This window comes from Actinomadura meyerae (assembly GCF_900188445.1).
GTDB classification, from domain to species: domain Bacteria; phylum Actinomycetota; class Actinomycetes; order Streptosporangiales; family Streptosporangiaceae; genus Spirillospora; species Spirillospora meyerae.
Genome location: NZ_FZOR01000032.1, coordinates 56,393 through 79,312, shown reverse-complemented (window position 1 = coordinate 79,312; position 22,920 = coordinate 56,393). Strand labels below are relative to the sequence as shown.

At 70.5% G+C, this 22,920-nt stretch carries 21 protein-coding genes; 17 read left to right on the top strand and 4 right to left on the bottom strand.

What is annotated here, in order from left to right:
- Positions 1-9: 9 nt before the first annotated feature.
- Positions 10-282, bottom strand: a complete 273-nt coding sequence (locus CHF16_RS39675) for a hypothetical protein (protein WP_143228146.1) — start codon at positions 280-282, stop codon at positions 10-12.
- A gap of 131 nt (positions 283-413) precedes the next feature.
- Here CHF16_RS39675 and CHF16_RS27895 point away from each other — a divergent pair, with 131 nt between their 5' ends.
- Both CHF16_RS27895 and CHF16_RS27890 read left to right on the top strand, forming a co-directional pair.
- Positions 414-2,237, top strand: a complete 1,824-nt coding sequence (locus CHF16_RS27895; protein WP_089329106.1) for a sigma-70 family RNA polymerase sigma factor — start codon at positions 414-416, stop codon at positions 2,235-2,237.
- Positions 2,238-2,427: 190 nt separating this feature from the next.
- Positions 2,428-3,642 (top strand): C40 family peptidase, encoded by a 1,215-nt coding sequence (locus CHF16_RS27890; RefSeq protein ID WP_089329127.1) that lies wholly within the window; start codon positions 2,428-2,430, stop codon positions 3,640-3,642.
- A gap of 220 nt (positions 3,643-3,862) precedes the next feature.
- Here CHF16_RS27890 and CHF16_RS27885 read toward each other — a convergent pair whose 3' ends face one another.
- Positions 3,863-4,354, bottom strand: a complete 492-nt coding sequence (locus CHF16_RS27885) for an inorganic diphosphatase (RefSeq protein WP_089329105.1) — start codon at positions 4,352-4,354, stop codon at positions 3,863-3,865.
- A gap of 138 nt (positions 4,355-4,492) precedes the next feature.
- Between CHF16_RS27885 and dacB the strand changes: the two genes are divergently transcribed.
- From dacB to CHF16_RS27830, 11 genes are all read left to right on the top strand, one after another.
- Positions 4,493-5,908 carry a D-alanyl-D-alanine carboxypeptidase/D-alanyl-D-alanine endopeptidase gene (gene dacB, locus CHF16_RS27880; RefSeq protein ID WP_245869360.1) on the top strand — a complete coding sequence of 472 codons (1,416 nt, stop codon included), beginning with the start codon at positions 4,493-4,495 and terminating at the stop codon, positions 5,906-5,908.
- Positions 5,909-6,105: 197 nt separating this feature from the next.
- Positions 6,106-7,215 carry a zinc-dependent metalloprotease gene (locus CHF16_RS27875; protein ID WP_089329104.1) on the top strand — a complete coding sequence of 370 codons (1,110 nt, stop codon included), beginning with the start codon at positions 6,106-6,108 and terminating at the stop codon, positions 7,213-7,215.
- A 90-nt stretch (positions 7,216-7,305) separates the two neighbouring features.
- Positions 7,306-8,301 carry a tRNA lysidine(34) synthetase TilS gene (tilS, locus tag CHF16_RS27870; RefSeq protein WP_089329103.1) on the top strand — a complete coding sequence of 332 codons (996 nt, stop codon included), beginning with the start codon at positions 7,306-7,308 and terminating at the stop codon, positions 8,299-8,301.
- 125 nt (positions 8,302-8,426) lie between these two features.
- Positions 8,427-8,990, top strand: a complete 564-nt coding sequence (gene hpt, locus CHF16_RS27865; RefSeq protein WP_089329102.1) for a hypoxanthine phosphoribosyltransferase — start codon at positions 8,427-8,429, stop codon at positions 8,988-8,990.
- Positions 8,991-9,388: 398 nt separating this feature from the next.
- Positions 9,389-11,395 (top strand): ATP-dependent zinc metalloprotease FtsH, encoded by a 2,007-nt coding sequence (ftsH, locus tag CHF16_RS27860; protein ID WP_089329101.1) that lies wholly within the window; start codon positions 9,389-9,391, stop codon positions 11,393-11,395.
- 32 nt (positions 11,396-11,427) lie between these two features.
- A complete protein-coding gene (folE, locus tag CHF16_RS27855) occupies positions 11,428-12,036 on the top strand; it encodes a GTP cyclohydrolase I FolE (protein ID WP_089329100.1) in 609 nt (202 codons plus the stop codon).
- Between the two features lie 155 nt (positions 12,037-12,191).
- Positions 12,192-13,127 (top strand): dihydropteroate synthase, encoded by a 936-nt coding sequence (folP, locus tag CHF16_RS27850; protein ID WP_245869357.1) that lies wholly within the window; start codon positions 12,192-12,194, stop codon positions 13,125-13,127.
- Positions 13,124-13,561 (top strand): nuclear transport factor 2 family protein, encoded by a 438-nt coding sequence (locus CHF16_RS27845; protein ID WP_089329098.1) that lies wholly within the window; start codon positions 13,124-13,126, stop codon positions 13,559-13,561. Before folP ends, CHF16_RS27845 begins: the two co-directional genes overlap by 4 nt.
- On the top strand, positions 13,558-13,923 hold the full coding sequence (gene folB, locus CHF16_RS27840; protein ID WP_089329097.1) for a dihydroneopterin aldolase: 366 nt from the start codon (positions 13,558-13,560) through the stop codon (positions 13,921-13,923). Before CHF16_RS27845 ends, folB begins: the two co-directional genes overlap by 4 nt.
- Complete coding sequence (gene folK / locus CHF16_RS27835; RefSeq protein WP_089329096.1) at positions 13,920-14,507, top strand: 2-amino-4-hydroxy-6-hydroxymethyldihydropteridine diphosphokinase; 588 nt, start codon at positions 13,920-13,922, stop codon at positions 14,505-14,507. Before folB ends, folK begins: the two co-directional genes overlap by 4 nt.
- Positions 14,504-15,010 carry a DUF3180 domain-containing protein gene (locus CHF16_RS27830; RefSeq protein WP_089329095.1) on the top strand — a complete coding sequence of 169 codons (507 nt, stop codon included), beginning with the start codon at positions 14,504-14,506 and terminating at the stop codon, positions 15,008-15,010. The genes folK and CHF16_RS27830 overlap by 4 nt, the downstream gene beginning before the upstream one ends.
- A gap of 33 nt (positions 15,011-15,043) precedes the next feature.
- On the opposite strand, the gene CHF16_RS27825 is transcribed toward CHF16_RS27830, so the two are convergent.
- Positions 15,044-16,192: an NADH-quinone oxidoreductase subunit D gene (locus CHF16_RS27825; RefSeq protein ID WP_089329094.1), complete on the bottom strand. Its 1,149-nt coding sequence runs from the start codon at positions 16,190-16,192 to the stop codon at positions 15,044-15,046.
- A gap of 79 nt (positions 16,193-16,271) precedes the next feature.
- Between CHF16_RS27825 and CHF16_RS27820 the strand changes: the two genes are divergently transcribed.
- Together CHF16_RS27820 and CHF16_RS27815 are read left to right on the top strand one after the other, a co-directional pair.
- Positions 16,272-16,937 carry a PH domain-containing protein gene (locus tag CHF16_RS27820; protein WP_089329093.1) on the top strand — a complete coding sequence of 222 codons (666 nt, stop codon included), beginning with the start codon at positions 16,272-16,274 and terminating at the stop codon, positions 16,935-16,937.
- Positions 16,938-17,368: 431 nt separating this feature from the next.
- Positions 17,369-18,514, top strand: a complete 1,146-nt coding sequence (locus tag CHF16_RS27815) for a PH domain-containing protein (protein ID WP_245869354.1) — start codon at positions 17,369-17,371, stop codon at positions 18,512-18,514.
- Between the two features lie 186 nt (positions 18,515-18,700).
- On the opposite strand, the gene CHF16_RS27810 is transcribed toward CHF16_RS27815, so the two are convergent.
- Positions 18,701-19,411 (bottom strand): polysaccharide deacetylase family protein, encoded by a 711-nt coding sequence (locus tag CHF16_RS27810; RefSeq protein WP_179271731.1) that lies wholly within the window; start codon positions 19,409-19,411, stop codon positions 18,701-18,703.
- Between the two features lie 731 nt (positions 19,412-20,142).
- On the opposite strand from CHF16_RS27810, the gene CHF16_RS27805 reads away from it, so the two are divergent.
- Together CHF16_RS27805 and CHF16_RS27800 are read left to right on the top strand one after the other, a co-directional pair.
- Positions 20,143-21,450 (top strand): SGNH/GDSL hydrolase family protein, encoded by a 1,308-nt coding sequence (locus tag CHF16_RS27805; RefSeq protein ID WP_245869351.1) that lies wholly within the window; start codon positions 20,143-20,145, stop codon positions 21,448-21,450.
- 173 nt (positions 21,451-21,623) lie between these two features.
- Positions 21,624-22,832 carry a cytochrome P450 gene (locus CHF16_RS27800; RefSeq protein WP_089329124.1) on the top strand — a complete coding sequence of 403 codons (1,209 nt, stop codon included), beginning with the start codon at positions 21,624-21,626 and terminating at the stop codon, positions 22,830-22,832.
- The last annotated feature ends 88 nt before the right edge of the window (positions 22,833-22,920 follow it).

Here is a 22,920-nt window from a genome sequence, read left to right as displayed (position 1 = left end):
GTGACAGTGTCAACCGAATCGCCGTTGATCGTTCTGGTCGGTGCTCGCGTCGGCTCGCCGCGCCTCCGCCGGCCGGTTTCGATGATCTTCCGTGGGAGGTGATGTGATCTCCGGGTTCGTAGTTGATGGCGCGCGAAAAGCCAATTGTGCTGCGAGATGAATGATCTGCTGGTGGGATGAGTGGTCCAATTCAGGTTCTTCACTCAGTGTCATGGATGTGATGCTCACCGGGATGACATGCTGGTCATGACAACCATGCGATAGTTGCAGTATGTCGGTCAAAGTTCGCAAACTGCACTATTGGGATGCTCTGCCGAAGTCTGTCTGAGTGGTACAAGAATGGCGTTCGGTATCTCAGTTGGATCTTCTGAAATGGCCAGTAAAGAACCCGAAGAGCCTTTACCTTTTCTGGTATGAACGACCATCTCCTGGTCGAGGCGCTACGCGCGCGCGATCCCAGCGCCCCGGCCGCGGTGTACGACGCACATGCCCGTCGGCTCTACGCGTACTGCTGGTTCCAGTTGCGGTGCCGTGACACGGCGCAGGTCGCCCTGCGCGACACGTTCATCGTCGCTGAGGCGCACATCGGCAGGCTGCGCGACCCCCACAGGTTCAGGGCATGGCTCTACGCCATCGCCAGGCTTGAGTGCGCGCGGCACATGCCGCTGCGCGACAAGACCCCGGACATGCCGGTCGCCAGCCACGACCAGGAGGACGTCGACCGGCGCATCACGGCCTGGCAGGCGGTGCTGGCACTGCGTCCGACCTCCCGGGAGATTCTGGAACTGAGCATCAGGCACCGGTTGCCGGTGCCCGACCTGGCCGCGGTCATGGGCCTGTCGCTGAAGGACGCCCAGGACGCGCTGGAACTCGCCCGGGCCGAGCTGGAAGACACGCTGGTCGCGGAGATACTCCTGCAGCAAGGGCCTTATGGCTGCGGCAGGCGTGCGCTTCTGCTGCGAGAACGGGGCGGCGAGTCCGGTCACGAGCTGAGCGGACGGTTGCGCAGGCACGCGGAAGTGTGTTCCGTCTGTGGCTCGCACTGTCCCCGTTCCGTGTCGGCGAAGAAGGTGTACGGGCTGCTGCCGGACGCGCGTCCGGCAGCTGAACTGCGGCTGCGCGTCATGAGCTGCTTCCTGGACCCCGAGCTGGTGGGTTACCGGCTCTTCGTCGCCACCCGGGTCACGGAGTTCGCCTCCGATGGCTTCCCCGTCCAGGGCCCGCGGCCGGGACGGGCCGCCCGACAGGGCGGCGAAGGTTCGTGGCTCGGCCGTTTCCGCAGGGCGCCCGCCTCCGCGCACGAGGCGGGGATCGGCGCTCAGGCCGTCCGCGCCGCCGTGGTGTGCGCGGTGGTCGCGCTCCTGTCCGGAGGTGGCGTGGCATCGATGTACGGCCTGCTGGGCACCGGTGGAGGCTCGAGGGAGACGGCCACCGGCGGACCGCAGCCGACCGTGGTACCGGGCATCTCCCAGACGCCGGGGGACGGACGGCCGTCTGAGATGACCCCGGACGGCTCCGGGCCGTTCGATATCGCCCCTGTGTCGGCCACGTTCCCGTTCGGCGCGCGCGCCTCGTCCGCACCGCCGATAGCCGTACCCGAACCGCCTCCGGTACCTGTCTCCGGAACCGAGTCGACCACGCCTGCGGGAGTCCTGGTCGTCTCACCGCTCTATCTGGACTTGGCGGGAGGTTCGGAGGGGTTCATAGAGGTGCGGGCGCAAGACGGTCCGGTGTCCTGGAAGACCGACGCCGATGGCCCGGTTCGGGTGTCGCCGTCCTCCGGGCGCCTCCAGTCCGGGCAGGCCGCGACCCTGCGCGTCCAGGTCTCGCGTAAGCCGGACGAGCGCGGGACGGGAACCGTCACGTTCCGGCCTGGCGCCGTCCAGGTGCACGTCACCTGGCGCAAGGACGCTCCGCCCGACCCGGGTCCCTCGCCCACGCCGACGGGCTCCGGCTCGGCGAGCCCTTCCGGTCCGTCCGAGACGCAGCGTCCGGGTGAGCCTGGCGCTACGCCGACGGATACCGAGCGGCCGGGAAGCAGCCAGCCGGCGCCGACACCATCGACTCCTGAACCTTCACCATCGACTCCTGAACCTGCACCAACGACCCCTGAGCCGGCACCGTCGACCCCTGCACCGACATCACCTCCTGGCAGTACCCCGGAGGCGACTCCGTCTCCGACAGGGCGGTCATCTGACGAGAGCTCATCGAGTGCTGAGCCGGTGTCCACCGCATGACGGGAAGCTCCAGGCGGCCGTGGCGGCGCGCCTGGAGTGGCGGCCGTACCGTCCGTTGCCCGAGTCAACTACTCTTCGTAGGTGATCGTTTGCGCTAAGCAGTGCATCCCCGGGGGAGGACGTGCTCATGGCAATCGGCGCAGCAGACACCCGCCACCGCCGCGCGGTTCGCCCCCCTGCCCGGAGCGCGATGCTGCGGATGGCCGCCTTCGGCTCCGGGCTCGCCATGGGCATGAGCCTGCTGGTACCGGCCGCATCCGCGCGCCCGTCCGCCGACCCCGGCCCCAGCGCACAGGGCGTCGAACGGACCGAACGCCAGGTCAGGGAGCGGGCGGCCGAAGTCGGCCGGACGAAGGCCAGGCTCGCGCTGGCGGACGGGGAACTCGACAGGCTCAGTGCCGCTGCCGAGACCGCCATAGAGCGCTACAACGGCGAGCGGGTGCGGCTGGAACGCGCTCAACGCTCCTACTGGGACACGCAAGGCCGTGTTGCCGCGGCCGAGCGGAGAGTGGAGGAGAGCCGGGCCGAACTCTCGTCGTTCGCGGCCCGCGTCTACCAGGACAACACCGGCTACGACCAGATCTCGTCGGCGCTCGTCGGCGATGGCGGCCCGCAGGGCTTCATGGACCGTGCGGGGATGGTCGAGATGCTCGCGAAGCGGCGAGCGGCCATGGTCGGCCGTGTGGAGGCGGCCAAGACCGTCGCGGACGTGTTCCGCCGCCAGGCGAAGGCCGCGTTCGAGGAGCAGCGCACCGTGACCCGGCGGGCCGACGAGGCCAAGCGGTCCGCGGAGGAGGCGGTGGCCAGGCAGAAGGAGTCCGTCCAGCGCATCGAAGCAGAGAAGCGGCGCCTTGAGCGCCGGCTAGGCAGCGCCCAGGCCCGCGCTGCCCGGCTCAAGCGCGCGCGGGAGAAGGCCAAAGCGAAGGCAGAGGCGCACAAGGCCCGCTCCACCTTCGCCGGAACTGAGGCTCCGGCCGCGGGACTGACCTCGTCCGCCGCGCGCGGTGCCACCGCCGTCCGGGCGGCGCTCAAGTGGCTGGGCACCCCGTACGCGTGGGGCGGGGGCAACATGTTCGGGCCCAGTGAGGGGTTCGCCCAGGGCGCGGGCACGGTCGGCTTCGACTGCTCCGGTCTCGCCATGTACGCGTGGAACAAGGCCGGTGTACGGCTGGATCACTGGACCGGCACCCAGTGGATGTCAGGCCCTCACATCCCCATCGACGCGTTGCGTCCGGGGGATCTGGTCTTCTTCGCCACGGACTCGTCCGACCCCGCCACCATCCACCATGTCGGCATCTACATCGGCGAAGACCAGATGGTGGAGGCGCCCTACACGGGGGCCAAGGTCCGCATAGCCGGCATTCACCGGGGCGACCTGATCGGCGCGACCCGCCCGACGGGATGAGCCATGGTGTTCAAGACGACGGTGACCATGGACGACGGTGACCATGGACGACGGTGACCATGGACGACGGTGACCATGGACGACGGTGACCATGGACGACGTGCCCGCCAACGGCAAGGACCCCTCCGCGTGGTGTCCCGTGCGGAAGGGTCCTTGCGGGGTCGTGTCGCGGGGGCGGCGGGAGCGGATCAGCGCCGTCTGCGACTCCCGGCCCCGGCGCTCAGTGGCCGCCCTGGTCCGCGGCGCGCTTCAGGGAACGCTCGATCTCCAGTTCGGCTTCGACACGCCCCACCCAGCTGGCGCCCTCGACGGACTTGCCGGGCTCCAGGTCCTTGTAGACCTCGAAGAAGTGCTGGATCTCCAGGCGGTCGAACTCGGCGACGTGGTGGATGTCGCGCAGGTGCTCCATGCGGGGATCGGTGGCGGGGACGCAGAGGACCTTGTCGTCACCGCCGGCCTCGTCGGTCATCCGGAACATGCCCACCGCGCGGCAGCGGATGAGGCAGCCGGGGAACGTCGGCTCCTGCAGCAGGACGAGCGCGTCCAGCGGGTCGCCGTCCTCCCCTAGGGTGTCCTCGATGAACCCGTAGTCGGCCGGGTACTGCGTCGAGGTGAACAGCATGCGGTCGAGCCGGATGCGTCCCGTCTCGTGGTCCACCTCGTACTTGTTCCGCTGGCCCTTCGGGATCTCAATGGTGACGTCGAAATCCAAGATGTCCTCCGCTCCCTGCGCGCTCGCAGTGAATAGTCTTCCGGGAGCCCGTGGGTGAGGCCGGCCCCACAGGATGAGTGTTCCCTCGTATAAGGATGTCGCACGTTGGTGAGTGCTGAGTGGGAGAGGGGCGGTCACGTGCCTGGACGGGGCCGGGCCCTCGTGATCCTGTCGCTGTCCCTCCTTAACGTTTTCACCGTCACCGCCGGGCTGGCAGTGGCGAAACTCACACCCGCGCGTCATCTGTCCCCGCAGCCGCCCAGCGTGGCCGAGCGCGACCCGGTGCGCGTCCCGGCGTCCGCGGTCGCGGCCCCCGCCGCCGATCCCGCGTCGGGCCGGCCGCCGGACCCCGCCGTCCTGGCTGGACGGCTGGCGGCCCTGATCGGCGGGCCGAAGGCGAAGATCAGCGCGGTGGTCGTCGACGCCGAGACGCGACGGTCCCTGTACGCGCTGCGCGCCGAACGGCCCGCCACCCCCGCCTCGACGACGAAACTGGCGACGTCGGTCGCGGCGCTGGCCACGGTCGGCCCCGCGCACCGGATCGCCACTCGGGTCGTGCGGGGGACCGGGGGCGGCATCGTACTGGTCGGAGGCGGGGATCCTACCCTGACGGCCCTGCCGCCACGTCCGGGGGCCGGGCATCCGCCCTATGCGTCCCTCTTGGACCTGACCCGCCAGACGGCCGCCGCCCTGAAGTCCGCCGGGGTGCGCCAGGTGCGCGTCGACTACGACGTGTCCGCGTACCAGGGGCCGACTACGGCGGCCGGATGGAAGCCCAACTACCTGCCGGACGGTGAGGTGGCTCCTGTGACCGCGCTGACGGTCGATGAGGGCCGCGTCTCCCCGACGGACCCGACCCGGAAGACACGGGTCTCCGATCCACCCGCCACTGCGGCGAGGCAGTTCGCGTACTTGCTGGCCAAGCAGGGCATCCGCGCGAAGGCAGGACGGCGGACGGTGGCTCAGAAGGGCGCCGCAGAGCTCGGCGTCGTCCAGTCACCGCCGATGTCCGCCCTGGTGGAGCATCTGCTGACCGACAGCGACAACGATGTGGCCGAGGCGGTGGCCCGCCAGGTCGCCATCAAGCTGGGGCTCCCGCCGACGTTCGCGGGTGGGGCGCAGGCCGTCCAGCAGGCACTGGACAGGCTGGGGGTGGCGGGCGGCGTCTCGGTCAACGACGGCAGCGGCCTGTCTCCGCGCAACCGGATCTCGCCCCTGGCACTGGCCCGGATCGTCTCGCTCGCGGCCGGGGAGAAGCACCCGGAGTTGCGGTCGGCCATCACAGGGCTGCCCGTCGCAGGGTTCTCCGGGACGCTGAGCCCGCCGCGCTACACCACGGCGGGCAGCCGGGCGGGCGCCGGGATGGTCCGCGCCAAGACCGGCACTCTGGCGGGCGTCAGCACGCTTGCGGGGCTCGCCTACGACGCGGACGGCAGGCTGCTCGCCTTCGCGTTCATGGCCGGGGACGGGAAGAGCCCGGTCGACCCGGGCAAGCTGGACCAGCTGGCCGCGGCCGTCGCCTCCTGCGGCTGCGGCGGAGCACCCCGCGGCTGAGCTTCCCCACGGCTTGAGCTTTCCTGCAGTTGAGCCTGTTTTATCGGGGGATGGGGCTTTTGCGGTGGGACGGTGTGGGCTGGGGCGTGTGGGCGGGGCTGTATGGGAGATAACCAGAACGGTTGTTCGTTGAACGACCTAGTAGGGGCGCCTCGGCGCCGTCTCCGAAACGTACGGTGGAGTACATGAGCGCCTCAATGATCGACTGGAATGTGGCCGTTCAGGCCGGTACCCGGCTCGTGAGGCCGGGACCCCAGGTCAGTTATGACGAGGCCCGCGAGGTCGTGAAGGAGCTGCGCGAACTCTCCAAGCTCGCCCACGGGCACGTGCGGGACTTCACCGGCATGGCGTCCGAGCTCGACCCGGACCCCGCGACCGTCGTGGACAGGCCCGGCTGGATCCGCGCGAACGTGGACGGCTTCCGGGTGGTGCTGGAGCCGCTCATCGAGCAGATGTCCGAGCGGCGCGGCCCCGGGCCGCTCGGCGGTGCCGGGAACATGGTCGTCCAGGCTGTCGGCTCCCGTGTGACCGGTATGCAGGTGGGCGCGATCCTGGCCTACATGGCGAGCCGTGTCCTCGGGCAGTACGAGCTGTTCCTGCCGCCCGATCCGACGGGACGCGCGGCGACGGGGCGGCTGACACTGGTCGCGCCCAACATCGTCCATGTCGAGCAGGAGCTGGGCGTGGAGACGCGTGACTTCCGCCTGTGGGTGTGCCTGCACGAGGAGACGCACCGTGCCCAGTTCACCGGCGTCACCTGGCTGCGGGAGTACGTCCAGGACCAGATGACCGAGTTCCTGCTGGCGTCCGACCTCGACCCCGGCGCGATGCTCGACCGCATCCGGGACGCGGCCGAGGCCGTCGCCGACGCCGTCCGCGGCGGGGACGCCAACCTCATCGACGCGATCCAGAGCCCGGAGCAGCGCGAGATCCTCGATCGCCTCACCGCGGTGATGACCCTCGTGGAGGGGCATGGCGACTACGTGATGGACGCCGTCGGCCCGGAGGTCGTGCCGTCCGTCCAGCAGATCCGGTCGCGGTTCCAGGGGCGGCGTGAGGGCGGCACCAAGCTCGACAAGACGATCCGGCGCCTGCTCGGCATCGACCTGAAGATGAAGCAGTACGCGGAGGGCTCGCGGTTCGTGCGGCGGGTCGTCGCCGAGGTGGGCATGAGCGGCTTCAACCAGGTCTGGCAGTCGCCGGAGACGCTCCCCACGCACGACGAGATCAAGGAACCCGCGCTCTGGATGGACCGCGTGGTCGGCCCCAGGGCGCTCGACGCCCCGCCGAAGGCCAACGAAGCCTGAGCAGAGCCGGGCCCCTGCACGGCCTCATCGGGCCTTTGCACGGTTTCATCGGGCCTCTGCACGGCCTCATGGAGTGGTAGACGTTTGTCCATGGGGCCTGATCCGGCAGTGGCGGCGGTTCGTCTCGCGGTGCGGCGAGTCCTCGCCGACCTGCCGGCGGACACGATGGTGCTGGCCGCCTGCAGCGGCGGCGCCGACTCTCTTGCGCTCGCCGGTGCGCTCGCCTTTGAAGCACCCAGGGCTGGACGCCATGCCGGGGGCATCACGATCGACCACGGCCTCCAGGACGGTTCGGACGAGCGTGCCGACGCCGTGGTCCGCACCATGGCGGCCCTGGGGCTGGACCCGGCGGGCTCGGTCGCGGTCACCGTCGATGGGCCGGGCGGCCCGGAGAACGCGGCTCGTGATGCGCGCTACAAGGCTCTGGACGAGGCTGCGCGCCGACTGCGGTCAGCGGTCGTCCTTCTGGGCCATACCCAGGACGACCAAGCCGAGACGGTCCTGCTGGGCCTGGCCCGCGGTTCGGGAGCGCGATCGCTGTCCGGCATGCCGGCCGAGTTCCGGCGGCAGGACGTCCTCTACCTGAGGCCCCTGCTGGGGCTCGACCGGGCCACTACGCGCAGAGCCTGCGAGGCGATGGGGCTGGAGCCCTGGGACGACCCCCACAACATCGACCCTGCCTACGCGCGCGTGCGCGTCCGGCATGAAGCCCTCCCCGCTCTGGAGAAGGCCCTCGGCCCGGGAGTGGCGGAGGCGCTGGCCAGGACGGCCCGGATGCTGCGCGATGATGCCGACGCCCTGGACGACCTGGCGACCCGCGCGTTCGGCGAGCTGGAGGCCCCTGAGGACGGTCACAGGGTGGCTCTGAGGCTGGAGGGGCTCGATGACCTGCCCAGAGCCGTCCGCACACGGGTCTTGCGGATGGCCGCGGTGAAGGCCGGAAGTCCACCGGGTACGCTCGCGGCGGTTCATGTCGAAGCGGTGGACCGGCTGGTCACGGCCTGGCGCGGCCAGCGGCACGTGGATCTGCCCGGAGGGCTGTGCGCCGTCCGGCGGTCCGCGAAGCTGCTGTTCGGCCCGGCCTGACGCGCGCCGTGTGCGGATCGTCGCACGGTGTGTCCGCCGCGCGCATCGCGTACACGCGCGCGCGGCGGTGTCCGTCCCGCGTCCGTTCCACCGGACGGGCGAAACTGAGCGATGAGGGTGGGGTTGTGGACGAGAAGGACCTGGGCGCCGACCTGGCGAAAGTACTGATCCCCGAGAACGATCTGCAGGCCAAGGTGCGCGAGCTCGCCGGGCAGATCGACGCCGACTACGCGGGCAAGGACCTGCTGCTCGTCGGGGTCCTCAAGGGCGCCGTCATGATCATGGCGGACCTGGCGCGGGCCCTGCACACGCCCGCCTCGATGGACTGGATGGCGGTGTCGTCCTACGGCTCCGGCACGAAGTCGTCGGGCGTCGTGCGCATCCTCAAGGACCTCGACACCGACATCCTGGACCGGCACGTCCTGATCGTGGAGGACATCGTCGACTCCGGCCTGACCCTGTCGTGGCTGGTGAGCAACCTCCTGTCGCGCGGGCCGGCCTCTCTGGAGATCTGCGCGCTGCTGCGCAAGCCGGAGGCGGTCAAGGCCGACCTGGACGTGAAGTACATCGGGTTCGACATCCCCAACGAGTTCGTCATCGGGTACGGGCTCGACTATGCGGAGAAGTACCGGAACCTGCCGTTCGTGGGCACGCTGGCCCCGCACGTGTACGGCGGGGACGGAGCCTGACCGTCGCCCAGGGACGGGCCTGACCGTCCCTGGCCGCCGCCTGGAGTCGCAGGGGCCGGTCACGGGCGTGCTCACGGGCCCGCTCACGGGTTCACGGACCGCCCAGGGAACAAGTAACCGTGACGAATCGTTGCAAGGATCGTTGACGGGTATATGGAAGGGATGCGGGAGAACGGCGTCGGCTGCGTCTCCTGCGCCTGCGGTGTACCGTCGGTGTCCCGGACCCTGGGTTCGGGGAGCCATATGAGGGAAGCCGCCACGGTGGGTCCGAAGCCCTGGCGACGGGCCTTTCGTTGGACGCATTGTTGGTCGCAGTGGCGTTCGTCCCCCCGGGGCGGACGGGGATCGCACACAGACGTTGGTCAGGAGGGACGGGCCCCTTAGGGGTAACCGGATAAATGGACGTGAAGCGCTACTTTCGCGGGCCGCTGCTGTGGATCCTGCTGTTCGGCATCTTGGTCGCCCTCGTCATGTGGGGCGTCAACCCCGGCCGTTCGTTCGAGAAGGTGGACACCTCCAAGGTGGTCCAGGAGATCAACGCCGGCCAGGTCAAATCGGCCAAGATCGTTGACAAGGACCAGCGGATCGAGCTGACCCTCAACAACGACAAACGGCAGCAGGCCTCCTGGGTGGACGGCCAGGGGCTCCAGTTGCAGGAGCAGCTGCAGAAGCAGGCCGACGCCGGCAAGCTCCCCGGCGGTTACAACGTCGATGTCCCCAAGCAGAGCTTCTTCTTGAACCTGCTGTTCAGCCTGCTGCCCATCGTGGTCATCGTGCTGATCTTCCTGTTCATCATGAACCAGATGCAGGGCGGCGGCTCGCGGGTGATGAACTTCGGCAAGTCCAAGGCCAAGCTCATCACCAAGGACACCCCGAAGACCACCTTCGCCGACGTGGCCGGGGCCGAGGAGGCCCTGGAGGAACTGGAAGAGATCAAGGACTTCCTGCAGAACCCGGCGAAGTTCCAGTCGATCGGCGCCAAGATCCCCAAGGGCGTGCTGCTGTACGGCCCGCCCGGCACCGGCAAGACGCTGCTGGCGCGCGCCGTCGCCGGCGAGGCCGGCGTGCCGTTCTACTCGATCTCCGGTTCCGACTTCGTGGAGATGTTCGTCGGTGTCGGCGCCTCCCGCGTCCGCGACCTGTTCGAGCAGGCCAAGACCAACGCGCCCTCGATCATCTTCATCGACGAGATCGACGCCGTCGGCCGGCACCGCGGCGCCGGGCTCGGCGGCGGCCACGACGAGCGCGAGCAGACCCTGAACCAGCTGCTGGTCGAGATGGACGGGTTCGACGTCAAGGGCGGCGTGATCCTGATCGCCGCGACGAACCGGCCCGACATCCTCGACCCGGCGCTGCTGCGTCCGGGACGGTTCGACCGGCAGGTCACCGTGGACCGCCCCGACCTGGAGGGCCGCAAGGGCATCCTGCGGGTGCACGGCCGCGGCAAGCCGTTCGCGCAGGACGTCGACCTCGACGTCATCGCGCGGCGCACCCCGGGCTTCACCGGCGCCGACCTGGCCAACGTCATCAACGAGGCGGCGCTGCTCACGGCCCGCTTCGACCGCAAGCTGATCGACATGGACACCCTCGAGGAGTCCATCGACCGCGTCATGGCCGGGCCGGAGCGCAAGACCCGCGTGATGTCGGAGAAGGAAAAGAAGATCATCGCCTACCACGAGGGCGGGCACGCGCTGGTGGCGCACGCGCTGCCGAACTCCGACCCCGTGCACAAGGTGACGATCCTTCCGCGCGGGCGGGCCCTGGGCTACACCATGACCCTCCCGATGGAGGACAAGTTCCTCACCACGCGCTCCGAGATGACCGACCAGCTCGCCATGCTGCTGGGCGGGCGCACCGCGGAGGAGCTCGTGTTCCACGAGCCAACCACGGGCGCGGCCAACGACATCGAGAAGGCCAGCTCCATCGCGCGCAACATGGTGACCGAGTACGGCATGAGCGAGCGCCTGGGCGCGCGCAAGTTCGGCTCCGGTCAGGGCGAGGTCTTCCTCGGCCGCGACATGGGGCACGAGCGCGACTACTCCGAGGACATCGCGTCCGCGATCGACGACGAGGTCCGCCGCTACATCGAGGCCGCGCACGACACCGCGTGGGAGATCCTGGTCGAGTACCGGGACGTCCTGGACGAGCTCGTCGTGAACCTGATGGAGAAGGAGACCCTGTCGAAGGACCAGGTGCTGGAGATCTTCGCGCCGATCCAGAAGCGGCCGCACCAGAACTCCTACACCGGCTACGGCAAGCGCCTCCCGTCCGACCGTCCGCCGGTGCTGACGCCCAAGGAGCTGGCCCTGCTCGGCCCGCAGGACGTCACCGACCTCACCAAGAACAACGGGCAGGGCGGCGGTGTGGCCTCCGAGGCGGCGGACCCGTCCCAGGGTGAGAGCTGACCGTCTTGGCCATTCCGTATGACGAGGCGCCGATGGAGAACGACCCGCCGGGTGAGACCGTGCGGGGCGGGCACTTCGACCACGCGCGCATCGAGAAGGCCGTCCGCGAGATCCTGATCGGCATCGGGGAGGACCCCGACCGGGACGGGTTGCGCGACACCCCGGCCAGGGTGGCGCGCGCGTACGCGGAGCAGTTCGCCGGCCTCAGGCAGACGCCCGAGGACGTGCTGACGACGGTGTTCGACGCCGACCACGAAGAGATGGTCCTGGTGAAGGACATCGAGGTCTACTCCGTGTGCGAGCACCACCTCGTGCCCTTCCACGGCGTGGCGCACGTGGGGTACACGCCGAACAAGAAGGGCCAGATCACCGGTCTGTCCAAGCTGGCCCGGCTGGTGGACGTGTACGCCCGCCGCCCGCAGGTCCAGGAGCGGCTCACCAGCCAGGTCGCGGACGCGCTGATGCGGGTGCTGGAGCCGCGCGGCGCGATCGTGGTGATCGAGGCGGAGCACCTGTGCATGACGATGCGCGGGGTGCGCAAGCCGGGCGCCAAGACGGTCACGTCGGCGGTGCGCGGCGACTTCCGCGATCACGCGGAGACGCGCTCCGAGGCGATGAGCCTGATTCTCGGGCGCCACTGACCGTCCGGGTGCCCGCGAGGACCCCAAGCGATCGAACGGGCCTCAGCGTCTAGCTGAGGCCCGTTCTGCTGGGTCCCGCGGGGCGGGTGGGACGTGGCGGGGAGGCGGGAGCCGCCGCGTCGAATCCAGCACTCCAAGGCATAAGGTGGGGTGACATGACCAATGCCGTAGTTCCGGGGCTCCCCGCACCAGGGCGGTGCCTCGTCATGGGCGTGGTCAACGTGACCCCGGACTCGTTCTCGGACGGCGGAGCCTGGTTCGATCCGGAGAAGGCCGTCCGCCACGGGCTGGACCTCCTCGCGGAGGGCGCCGACATCGTGGACGTGGGCGGCGAGTCCACGCGGCCCGGCGCGCAGCGCGTCTCCCGGGGAGAGGAACTCCGCCGCGTGGTCCCGGTCATCGAGGCCCTCGCCGCCGAAAACGTCCCGGTCAGCGTGGACACCATGCGCGCGGAGGTCGCGGAGGCCGCCGTGGGCGTGGGTGCCCGGCTGGTGAACGACGTCAGCGGCGGGCTGGCCGACCCGGACATGCCGCGCGTGGTCGCCGCCGCGGGCGTCCCCTACGTGGTCATGCACTGGCGTGGCCACAGCCACGACATGCAGACCCGCGCCATCTACGCGGACGTGGTCCGCGAGGTGCGCGATGAGCTTCTGCAGAGGGTCGATGCCGTCCTGCGGGAGGGCGTCGACCCGTCGATGATCGTGCTCGACCCGGGGCTGGGCTTCGCCAAGAGCCCCAAGGCCGGCCACAACTGGAGGCTCCTGGCGCGGCTCGACGCGCTGACCGCGACCGGGTATCCCGTACTGGTGGGTGCGTCGCGCAAGAGCTTCCTCACGAAGCTGCTGGCCGACCCTGACGGGACGCCCCGCGCGTTCGCCGAATGCGACGACGCGACGGTGGCGACCACGTCACTGGCGGCGGTGGCCGGGGCCTGGTGCGTGCGGGTGCACCGCGTCCGCCCCAACGCGGACGCCGTCCGCGTGGCGGCCGCCTTCAGCGCGGCCCGCCTGCCCGGCGAGGGACCGAACGACGAATGCTCGCAACCGGCCGCGGCGGACGGTCGCGCCCAGCAAGGGGGACACCGCCCATGAGCCGTGCCGTGAACCGCGCCGACGTGGACGAGGTCCACGCCGAGTTCTACGCCGCGTTCGAGGCCGGCGACTTCGACCGCATGTCGGCCGTATGGGCCGACGGTCCGTACGCCTCCGGCGTCTCCTGCGTGCATCCGGGCTGGACGATGCTGCGCGGGCGCGAGGAGGTCCTGCGCTCCTGGGCGCTCATCATGGCCAACACGCCCTACATCCAGTTCGTGCTGACGGATGTGGAGACCGACGTGTACGGCGACCACGCCGTGGTGACGTGCAAGGAGAACGTGCTCACCGCCGACGAGGAGACGGAGACGGGGTTCCTCGCCGGAGGCAGCATCGTGGCGACGAACGTGTTCGTGCGGACCGGTGGGGAGTGGCGGCTTCTGCTCCACCACGGTTCCCCCGTCCTCAACGTCGTGGACGGGGAGGAAGAATGACCCTCGACCGCATCGAGCTGCGGGGCCTGCGGGCCAGGGGGCGCCACGGGGTCCTGCCGGCCGAGCGCGAGCTGGGCCAGGAGTTCGTGGTGGACGCCGTCCTCGGCCTCGACACCCGCCCCGCCGCCGCCGGGGACGACCTCTCGCGTACCGTCGATTACGGGACGCTCGCGGGCCGCCTGGTCGCGGCCGTCGAGGGCGAGCCCGTCAATCTGATCGAAACGCTGGCCGACCGGCTGGCGACTATATGTCTGGAAGATGGGGCGGTGTCCGAGGTGGAGATCACCGTCCACAAACCGAGCGCGCCCGTCCCGCACCCCTTCACGGACGTCGCCGTGAAGATCAGGAGGAGTCGCCCATGACTGCGTCCGACCGCATGCCCGACCGCACCGCCACCGGCGGGCACATGCTGGTCCAGCACCGTGTCGTGTTCTCGATCGGCAGCAACCTCGGGGACCGGCTGGACAACATCCAGGAGGCGGTCGACGCGCTGTTCGACGCTCCCGGGCTGAACTACGTGGCGGTCTCCCCGGTCTACGAGACCGCGCCCTACGCCCCTCCCGGGGAGACCATCCCCGAGCAGGGCGACTTCCTCAACATCGTGCTGGTGGCGGACACCCGGCTCCCGCCGGAGAACCTGCTCGAACGCGTCCTGAACATCGAGAACTCGATGCGCCGCGAGCGTGAGGTCCGCTGGGGCCCGCGCACGCTCGACATCGACATCGTCGTGTTCGGCGACGTCTCGTCCGACGACCCCGACCTGACCCTCCCGCACCCGCGCGCGCACGAGCGCGCGTTCGTCCTGGTGCCGTGGGCCGACATCGAGCCGGACGTGCTGCTGCCCGGGCACGGCCGCGTCGGTGACCTCGCCCAGGCCAAGCAGGCCGAGGGCGGCCCGTCGGCCTGCCGCCGCCGGGAGGACCTGGCACTCCAGCAGCCTGCATGAAGCCGTCCCGCCCGCTGTTCCTCATCGCCCTGGTGGTCGTCGTCGCGGTGGTCACCTGGGCGGTGCTGCGCTCGGCCTACCTCTCGCTGCCGCCCCTGCCGTGGACGGCGGTGCCGACGCTGCTGCTGCTCGCCCTCGGTGAGGGCTTCACCGGCCTGAACGTGCTGCGCCGCATCCGCCGCAAGCCCGAGCGGGGGCGGGTGCCGGAGGCGGGGCGCAGGACGCCGAAGCCGATCGACCCGATGGCCGTGGCCCGGCTGGCCGCCCTGGGCAAGGCCAGCGCGCACTCCGCCGCCGTCATCGCGGGCGTGTTCGGCGGGTTCGCGATCAGCCTCGCGTCCGAGCTCGACAAGCCGACCCCCCGGCACGACTTCTTCGTCAGCGGCGGCACGTTCCTGGCGGCCGCCGTCCTGGTGGCAGCGGCCTTCTTCCTGGAGTACGCGTGCCGCGTGCCCAAGGACCCGGACGAGGAGGAACGCGACCGCCGCGCCTCCCGCGCCTAGCCTCCGGCGCGGTGGGGCCCTCCGGCGCGGGGGTCATTTGTCGATGTCGCCGACCACGAAGAACATCGAGCCGAGGATGGCGATCATGTCGGCGACCAGGTTGCCCGGCAGCAGTTCCGTCAGGACCTGGATGTTGTTGAACGACGCGGAGCGCAGCTTTATCCGCCATGGGGTCTTCTCCCCGCGCGACACCAGGTAGTAGCCGTTGAGGCCCAGAGGGTTCTCCGTCCAGGCGTAGGTGTGGCCCTCGGGCACCTTCAGGACCTTCGGCAACCGCTGGTTGATCGGGCCCGGCGGGAGCTCGGCGATGCGGTCCAGGCAGGCGTCGGCGAGGTCCAGGGACGCGTGCACCTGGTCCAGGAGGCATTCGAAGCGGGCCAGGCAGTCGCCCTCCGTGCGGGTGACCACACGGACGTCGAGGTCGCCGTAGGCCAGGTAGGGCTCGTCCCGGCGCAGGTCGAAGTCGACGCCGGACGCCCGTGCGATGGGCCCCGACACCCCGTACTGGAGGATCTGCTCGCGGGTGAGGACGCCAACGCCCCTCGTGCGCGCGCGGAAGATCTCGTTGCCCATGATGATGTCGTCGATGTCGCCCATGCGGGAGCGGACGTCGGCGACGGCGGTCCGCGCGCGTGTCGTCCAGCCGGCCGGGAGCTCGTCCTTCAGGCCGCCGACCCGGTTGAACATGTAGTGCATGCGGCCACCGGAGATCTCCTCCATCACCCGCTGCAACGTCTCGCGCTCACGGAACGCGTAGAAGATCGGGGTGATGGCGCCCACCTCGAGGGGATACGAACCCAGGAACATGAGGTGGTTCAGGATCCGGTTCAGCTCGGCCAGGAGGGTCCTCGTCCACACGGCGCGCGCGGGAACCTCCATGCCGAGCATGCGCTCCACGGCGAGGACGACGCCCAGCTCGCTGGAGAACGCCGACAGCCAGTCATGCCGGTTCGCCAGGACGATGATCTGCCGGAAGTCCCGGACCTCGAACAGCTTCTCCGCGCCCCGGTGCATGTACCCGACGATGGGCTCGGCCGCGGAGATGCGCTCGCCGTCCAGGGTCAGCCTCAACCGGAGCACACCGTGCGTGGACGGGTGCTGGGGGCCGATGTTCAAGGTCATGTCCTCGGTGGCGAGCTCCTTGGCGCCCGCGCCGATCCCGACGATCCGCTCGGTGGTCATGGTCGCGCCTCCGCCGCTCCGATCACCGCTTCATGGTCCCATGGCGAGCGGTACTCGTTTTCCGGTTGACTAGGGGGCAATGAACGCGAGCCACGGCGAACCGCCGTACGAGCCCGCCGCGCAACCTGGCCCCCAGGACGCGGCGTACCCGCCCGCGCCCCCTGCCCAGGGACCAGGCGGTCAGCCGCCAGGTCAGGTACCGGCACACTACCCGCCGCACCAAGGGCAGCAGCAGACGGCGCCCGCCTACCAGGCGGACCAGGCGTTCGCGCCCGGCAGCGGTCTCCACTGGGCGCACATCTCCAAGCGCCACGCCTTGCACAGGCTTCTCACCGCCGTCCTCTGGGCGATTCCCATCGGCGGTGTGGGCGGGTTCATCGTGTGGCGGAACGGCGGCGCGGTCGCCGCCGTCATGTGGGTCGTCGCCGTCCTGCTGGGGGCGGCCGTCACCTGGCTGGTCGCCGAACTCGACCGCCGGGCGTACGGGTACGTCGAGCGCGCGGACGACCTCCTCGTCACCCACGGCGTGTTCGTCAAGCGCCTCATCGTCGTCCCCTACGGGCGGATGCAGTTCGTGGACGTCACGGCGGGGCTCCTCGAACGGTGGATGGGGATCGCCACCGTCCGGATGCACACCGCCGCGGCGGCGACGGACGCGACCATCCCCGGCCTGCGCAGCACCGAAGCCGCGCAACTGCGCGACCGTCTCGCCCAGAAGGGCGAAGAACGGAGCATGGGGCTATGACCGGCCCCTACGGCCCCCCGTACGGACCCCCAGGTCGCCCGGGCCCCGGACCCGGCCCGGGGCCAGGTCCAGGCCCAGGCCCAGGCCCTTATGGTCCGCCGCCGGGACGTCCCGGTCCGGGGCCGTACGGACCTCAGGGCCGTCCGGGCCCGCCCTATGGCCCGCCGCCGCGTCCGCCGTACGGGCCGCCCCCTCGGCCTCCCGGGCCTCCGTACGGTCAGCCGCAGCCTCCCTACGGGTACGGCCCGCAGCACCCTCCGGTCCGCTTCTCCGAGGGCACGCACAGGCTGCACTGGGCGACGGCACCGCTGCGCGCCTTCATCTTCCTCATCATCTACTTCGTCCTGCTCGGCTTCCCGCTGCTGCTGACCCAGACTGAAGACGGCATCACCCTGGCCCTCACGCCCGAGGTGATCGTCAGGTTCCTCATCGTGACCATCCCCATGGGCTTCATCGCGGTGGGGTCGGGCCTGTGGACGTGGCTCTCCCTCCGCTTCCGCATCGACAACGACGACCTCGTCGTCGAGACCGGCATCCTCCGCAAGAACAAGCGCCGCATCCCGCTCTCGCGCATCCAGGCCATCGACCTCGTCCGCCCCCTGGTGACGCGGGTGTTCGCCCTGGCGGAGGTGCGCGTGGAACTGGCCGGCGGCGGGCAGAGCGAGATCGCACTCCGCTATCTGGGGCGGAACTCCGCGCAGCAACTGCGGGCTGAACTGCTCGCGCGCGCCGCCGGGCTGCCGGGCCACACGCCGGAGGCGCCGGAACGGCACGTGTGGCGCGTCCCGTTCGGCGTGCTGTTCGCCTCCCTGCTGGTGAAGCTGCCCGTCCTCGGGACGATCGTGCTCTTCATGGCGTCGCTCATCTTCCTCGTGATGTACGCGGAAGGCGGCATGCTGGCGGTCACCATCCCCGTCCTGCTCGGCCTCATCCGCGCCGTCATCGCCCCCCTGGTGATGTACGCGAACTTCACGGTCGCGATGTCACCGGACGGCATCCGCCTGCGCTACGGGCTCCTGGAGACCCGCATGCAGACGCTGCCCCCGGGCCGCGTGCAGGCCGTCAGCATCATCGAGCCGACGTTCTGGCGGAGCATGGGCTGGGCCCGTGTCGAGGTCACCGTCGCGGGCTACGCGGGTGAGCGCCAGGCCCTGTCTTCGACCCTGCTCCCCGTCGCGCCGCGCCATGTCGCCATGCATCTCGTCTCCCAGGTGTTCCCCGGGACGCACGTGGACGCCGTCCCTCTCGTCCCAGCGTCCTCCAAGGCCGTGGCGATCGACCGTGCGGACGGTGCCGGCACGGACGATGTGGTGTTCGTGACCCGGCACGGCTGGCCCTGCCGCCGTACCGACGTGATCGCGCACGCGCGCGCGCAGAGCGTCCGGCTCACCGTCAACCCGTTCCAACGCCTCCTGGGGCTGGCCACCGTCCACGTCGACGCGCCGCCAGGGCCGGTACAGGTGGCGGCCACGGACCGCGAACTCGGCGAGGCCCGCGCGATCGTCGAGAGCACCGCCCGCCGTGCCCTGGCCGCCCGCCGCGCAGGCGGCGGCGACCCCACCCACTGGGCCCGCTGACAACGCCCTCGCATGCCCTGACGGCGGGAGCTGACGGAACCCTCCGCCCGGATATCCACAGAATCACGTTCTAGTTCCATGTCGTGGTGCCCGCCCTGACCATGGGAACCGGTCGGCCCGCCGAGAGGGGGAGGCGGGCCGACCGCCATCGCGGATCCGTCACCGTGGTGGACGGTCCGACGCGGGTCAGGGCGCTACCGCGACCGCATGGAAGGAGGTGTCGCCGAAGGGGACCTTGCGCGGGGTGAAGGCGATCCTGCCGGGGCAGAGGCCGCGGTCCCGGAGATCGCTGACGATCCGCGGCACGGCGTCGACCGACGCTTGGGCCCAGTCGTGCATCAGCAGGATGCCGCCCGGCTGGAGGGTGCGGGCGGCCGCGACGATCTCGTCCGTGCTCGCCCCGGCCCAGTCCCGGGAGTCGACCGTCCACAGGACCTCCAGGACCCTCAGGCGAGCCTCGTCCCGCCTGACCCGGTCGCTGGTCTCCCCGTAGGGCGGACGGAACAGCGCGGGCCACTGGCCGGTGATGCGCCGCAGGGTCACCTGAGTACCGAGGATCTCCTTGAACGCGGCGGGCTCGTCCAGCTCGGGCAGGTGAGGGTGGGTGTTCGTATGGTTGCCGATCCACATCCCGGCGCGCTGCTGGGCGCGGACGAGGTCGGGACGGGCCTCGGAGTTGTTCCCCTGGTTGAAGAAGGTGGCCCGTGCACCGGCGGCCCGCAGCCTTTCGAGCAGCGCCGGCAGCGTCGCGGCGGTCGGCCCGTCGTCATAGGTGAGCGCGACGTACCCGTTCGGACATCGCCCGTGGGGGTGCGCCCCGGTGACGGCCGCGTGCCCGACCGCGGGCATGACCGTGACCGCGGCCGCCGCAGCGGTGGCGAGAGCCGCCGACGTCATCCCGCCGCGAGGACGTCCGGCAGAACGCCGACCGCGCCGCGAACATCCCGACGGCCCTGAACCGGATCGTCCTGGGGAGTACGGGTCTTGGGTCATCTTCCCTCCACGAGGTCGAGAGGCGGGTACTGGCCTGCGGAAGTAGCCGGTGGATCAAGGGCGTGTGCGTCATTGGCCGGGGTCGGTAAGTGGCCGGGGTCAGCAACTGGCGAGGGCCGGTGAAGGGCGGGGGCCGGTGAAGGGCGGGGTGTGATGAGGGGCGGAGTGTGATGAGGAGTGGAGTGGCAGTGCGGGCGGGCTGCGTGTTGAGGCGCGGCGCTGGGAGGGAGCGGGCGGCGCTGCGAAGTGGGCGGTGAGGGGATGGTCGGCTGAAAGTTTCGAAAGGTATCGGGCTGTTTCTCGGGTAACGTACGCCGACTGGCGGGGGCGGTCAATGGCGGATTCCAGGTTGTCTTAGGGGTTCTGGAAGGCGGTTCTGGCGGAATTCTGCGGTCGGGTAGAGGGAGTGAGGCGGTGTGAGCGGATCGTTTCGGGTCGCTTGACGGGGTGATCGGCCCGGCGTACGTTCGGCGGCGGGCTTCGAAAGTGATCGAAACCTTTCGAAGCTTTCGCCCTGGTGTGCAGAGTGCGATCGGAGGTCTCCGATGAGACGTGAACCGCGTGCCCGCGTCGCGCGAGCGGGCGCGCTCGTGCGACAGGTGGGCGCGAAGCATCCGGCCGGTCGATTGGTCGCGGTGCTCCTGCTCGCGGTGGCTCTCGTCGTCGCGTCGTTATCCGGGGCGGAGGGGGCGCCGCGGAGCGCCGGTGGTCCGGCCGCCCCGGAGATCGGTGGCCACTGGGTCGACGGCTGGGTGTCGATGCCGCAGCTGACGGAGCCGGGGAACATGCCTCCACCGCCGTTCACGCAGGACGACGGGGTCTTCGAGGACGCGACCCTGCGGCAGACCGTGCGGGTCTCCGTCGGCGGCCGGAACCTGCGGCTGCGGTTCTCGAACGCCTTCGGCGGCGCGGCGCTGCCCATCACGAAGGTGTCGGTGGCGCTTCCGGCGGGCGGGCAGGCCGGGGCGGGGGCGATCGAGCCGGGGACGTCCCGGCCGGTGACCTTCCATGGAGGTCCGTCCGTCGTCATTCCGGTCGGCGCGCAGATGGTGTCCGACCCGCTGGAGTTCCCGGTGGTGCCGCGCTCGGTCCTGACGGTGACGATCTATCTGGCGGACGGCCAGGCGTCGACCAGCATCACGTCCCATCCAGGCTCCAGGACCACGTCCCACATGGTGGCCGGTGAGCATGTCGCCGACACCGATCTGCCCGGGGCGGCCCGCACCGACCACTGGTACTTTCTCAGCGGCCTGGAGGTATGGGCCAAGCCCGCCACGGCGGCGGCCGTCATGCTCGGCGACTCGCTGACCGACGGGCGCGGCTCCACGACGAACGGGAACGACCGCTGGCCCGACCAGTTGCTCGACCGGTTGCAGTCCCGTCCGGCGACGTCCGGCATCGCCATCGTGAACCAGGCCGCCGGCGGTAACCGCGTCCTCGACGACGGACTCGGGCCCAACGCGCTCGCCAGGCTGGATCGCGATGTGCTGGCGCAGAGCGGCGTCCGGTGGCTCGTCGTCTTCGAGGGCGTCAACGACATCGGGACCGCGGAGGCCGCACCGGACGCGCAGAAGCAGGTCGCGGACCGCCTGATCGCCGCCTACGACCAGATCATCGTCCGCGCGCACGCGCAGGGCATCCGGGTGTACGGCGCGACGCTGACCCCGTTCGGCGGCAACACCATGTACGACGATCCGGGCGGGTACAGGGAGAGGGCGCGGCAGGCGGTCAACGCCTGGATCCGCACCAGCCGCCGCTTCGACGCGGTGATCGACTTCGACCGGGCGGCGCGCGATCCGTCCGCGACCGGCCGGCTGCTCCCCGCCCATGACGTGGGTGACCACCTGCATCTGAATCCGGCCGGGTACAAGGCCCTCGCCGACGCCGTTCCGGCGAGCCTCTTCAGGCATCGGCCCCTCTCCTCCACCTTCGGCTTCGACTAGACGGGAGATCAGCGGTGTCGCCTCGCTGACCTCCGGGTGAGCGCGCCGGCCGCCGCGGACCGGGTCGGCCGAGTAGTGGGAGCAGACGGAGACCCGAGCCACCGGCGGCCGGCGCCCGCGGACATGCGTCAGGGTGTCGGCGCGGGCGGCGGGATGCGCATATCTTCGTGTTCATGAGCGATGTGGCCTATGACCCCTGGTCAGCTGATTTCGTGGCGAACCCCTATCCGGCGTTCGAGCGGCTTCGCGACGAGAGCCCGGTCTTCTTCCACGAGCCGACCGGCCAGTGGGTGATCAGCCGGCACGAGGACGTCGACGCACTGCTGCGCGATCGGCGGCTAGGGCGGTCCTACCTGCACATCGCGAGCCACGAGGAGTTCGGCCAGGAGCCGGAGGCGGACTTCCTCAAGCCGTTCTGGGACCTGATCCGTGCCGGGATGCTGGACGTGGAGCCGCCGGTCCACACGCGGTTGCGGCGGTTGGTGTCGAAGGCGTTCACCGCGCGGATGGTCGAGGGCCTGCGCCCGACGATCAGGCGGCTGGCCGGCGAGCTGGCCGGGAACCTGGCCGCCGCGGGCGGCGGGGACCTGCTCGCCGAGGTCGCCGAGCCGCTGCCGGTGAACGTGATCGCCGAGATGCTCGGGGTGCCCGCCGAGGACCGCCACCTCCTGCGTCCCTGGTCGGCCGACATCTGCGGCATGTACGAGCTGAATCCGCCGGAGGAGGTGCAGCGCACGGCCGTCCGCGCGGCCGTGGAGTTCTCCGACTACCTGCGCGGCCTGGCCCGGGCCCGCCGTGACGAGCCGCGCGACGACCTGATCACCGCCCTCGCGCAGGTCGTGGACGAAGGCGACCGCCTCACCGAGGACGAGCTGATCGGCACCTGCGTCCTGCTGCTCAACGCCGGGCACGAGGCCACCGTCAACGCGACCGGCAACGGCTGGTGGGCCCTGTTCCGCAACCCCGGCGAGCTGGAGCGGCTGCGCGCCGACCCGTCGCTCATCCCCACGGCCGTGGAGGAGCTGCTCCGCTACGACACGCCCGCGCCCATGTTCGAACGCTGGGTGCTGGAGGACATCACGGTCGCCGGCGTCGGCATCCCGCGGGGTGCCGAGGTCGCGCTGCAGTTCGCGTCCGCCAACCGGGACCCGGCGGTGTTCACCGAGCCGGACCGGCTCGACCTGTCCCGCGACCCGAACCCGCACATCACGTTCGGGCTCGGCGTCCACTACTGCCTGGGCGCGCCGCTCGCCCGCATCGAGCTCGCCGAGTCGTTCGGCGCGCTGCTCCGCGCTGCACCCGGCCTCCGCCTGGCGGCCGAGCCGACCTGGAAGCCCGGTTACGTCCTGCGCGGCCTGGAGGCCCTCCACGTCGAGTGCTGACCCGAGGGCCCTCGGACGGAGCGCTGGTAGAGGCGGCGTAGCCCTGGGCTGACGACCTTGAGGTCGCGCTGTCTGACCCGAGCGGGGC

What these genes read in the sequence shown, in the direction of transcription:
- CHF16_RS27895 (WP_089329106.1), top strand. Translation starts at nt 414, where the DNA reads ATGAACGACCATCTCCTGGTCGAGGCGCTACGCGCGCGCGATCCCAGC.
- CHF16_RS27890 (WP_089329127.1), top strand. Translation starts at nt 2,428, where the DNA reads ATGCTGCGGATGGCCGCCTTCGGCTCCGGGCTCGCCATGGGCATGAGC.
- CHF16_RS27875 (WP_089329104.1), top strand. Translation starts at nt 6,106, where the DNA reads ATGATCGACTGGAATGTGGCCGTTCAGGCCGGTACCCGGCTCGTGAGG.
- tilS (WP_089329103.1), top strand. Translation starts at nt 7,306, where the DNA reads ATGGGGCCTGATCCGGCAGTGGCGGCGGTTCGTCTCGCGGTGCGGCGA.
- ftsH (WP_089329101.1), top strand. Translation starts at nt 9,389, where the DNA reads ATGGACGTGAAGCGCTACTTTCGCGGGCCGCTGCTGTGGATCCTGCTG.
- folE (WP_089329100.1), top strand. Translation starts at nt 11,428, where the DNA reads ATGGAGAACGACCCGCCGGGTGAGACCGTGCGGGGCGGGCACTTCGAC.
- folP (WP_245869357.1), top strand. Translation starts at nt 12,192, where the DNA reads ATGACCAATGCCGTAGTTCCGGGGCTCCCCGCACCAGGGCGGTGCCTC.
- CHF16_RS27845 (WP_089329098.1), top strand. Translation starts at nt 13,124, where the DNA reads ATGAGCCGTGCCGTGAACCGCGCCGACGTGGACGAGGTCCACGCCGAG.
- folB (WP_089329097.1), top strand. Translation starts at nt 13,558, where the DNA reads ATGACCCTCGACCGCATCGAGCTGCGGGGCCTGCGGGCCAGGGGGCGC.
- folK (WP_089329096.1), top strand. Translation starts at nt 13,920, where the DNA reads ATGACTGCGTCCGACCGCATGCCCGACCGCACCGCCACCGGCGGGCAC.
- CHF16_RS27830 (WP_089329095.1), top strand. Translation starts at nt 14,504, where the DNA reads ATGAAGCCGTCCCGCCCGCTGTTCCTCATCGCCCTGGTGGTCGTCGTC.
- CHF16_RS27825 (WP_089329094.1), bottom strand. Translation starts at nt 16,192, where the DNA reads ATGACCACCGAGCGGATCGTCGGGATCGGCGCGGGCGCCAAGGAGCTC.
- CHF16_RS27820 (WP_089329093.1), top strand. Translation starts at nt 16,272, where the DNA reads ATGAACGCGAGCCACGGCGAACCGCCGTACGAGCCCGCCGCGCAACCT.
- CHF16_RS27810 (WP_179271731.1), bottom strand. Translation starts at nt 19,411, where the DNA reads ATGACGTCGGCGGCTCTCGCCACCGCTGCGGCGGCCGCGGTCACGGTC.
- CHF16_RS27800 (WP_089329124.1), top strand. Translation starts at nt 21,624, where the DNA reads ATGAGCGATGTGGCCTATGACCCCTGGTCAGCTGATTTCGTGGCGAAC.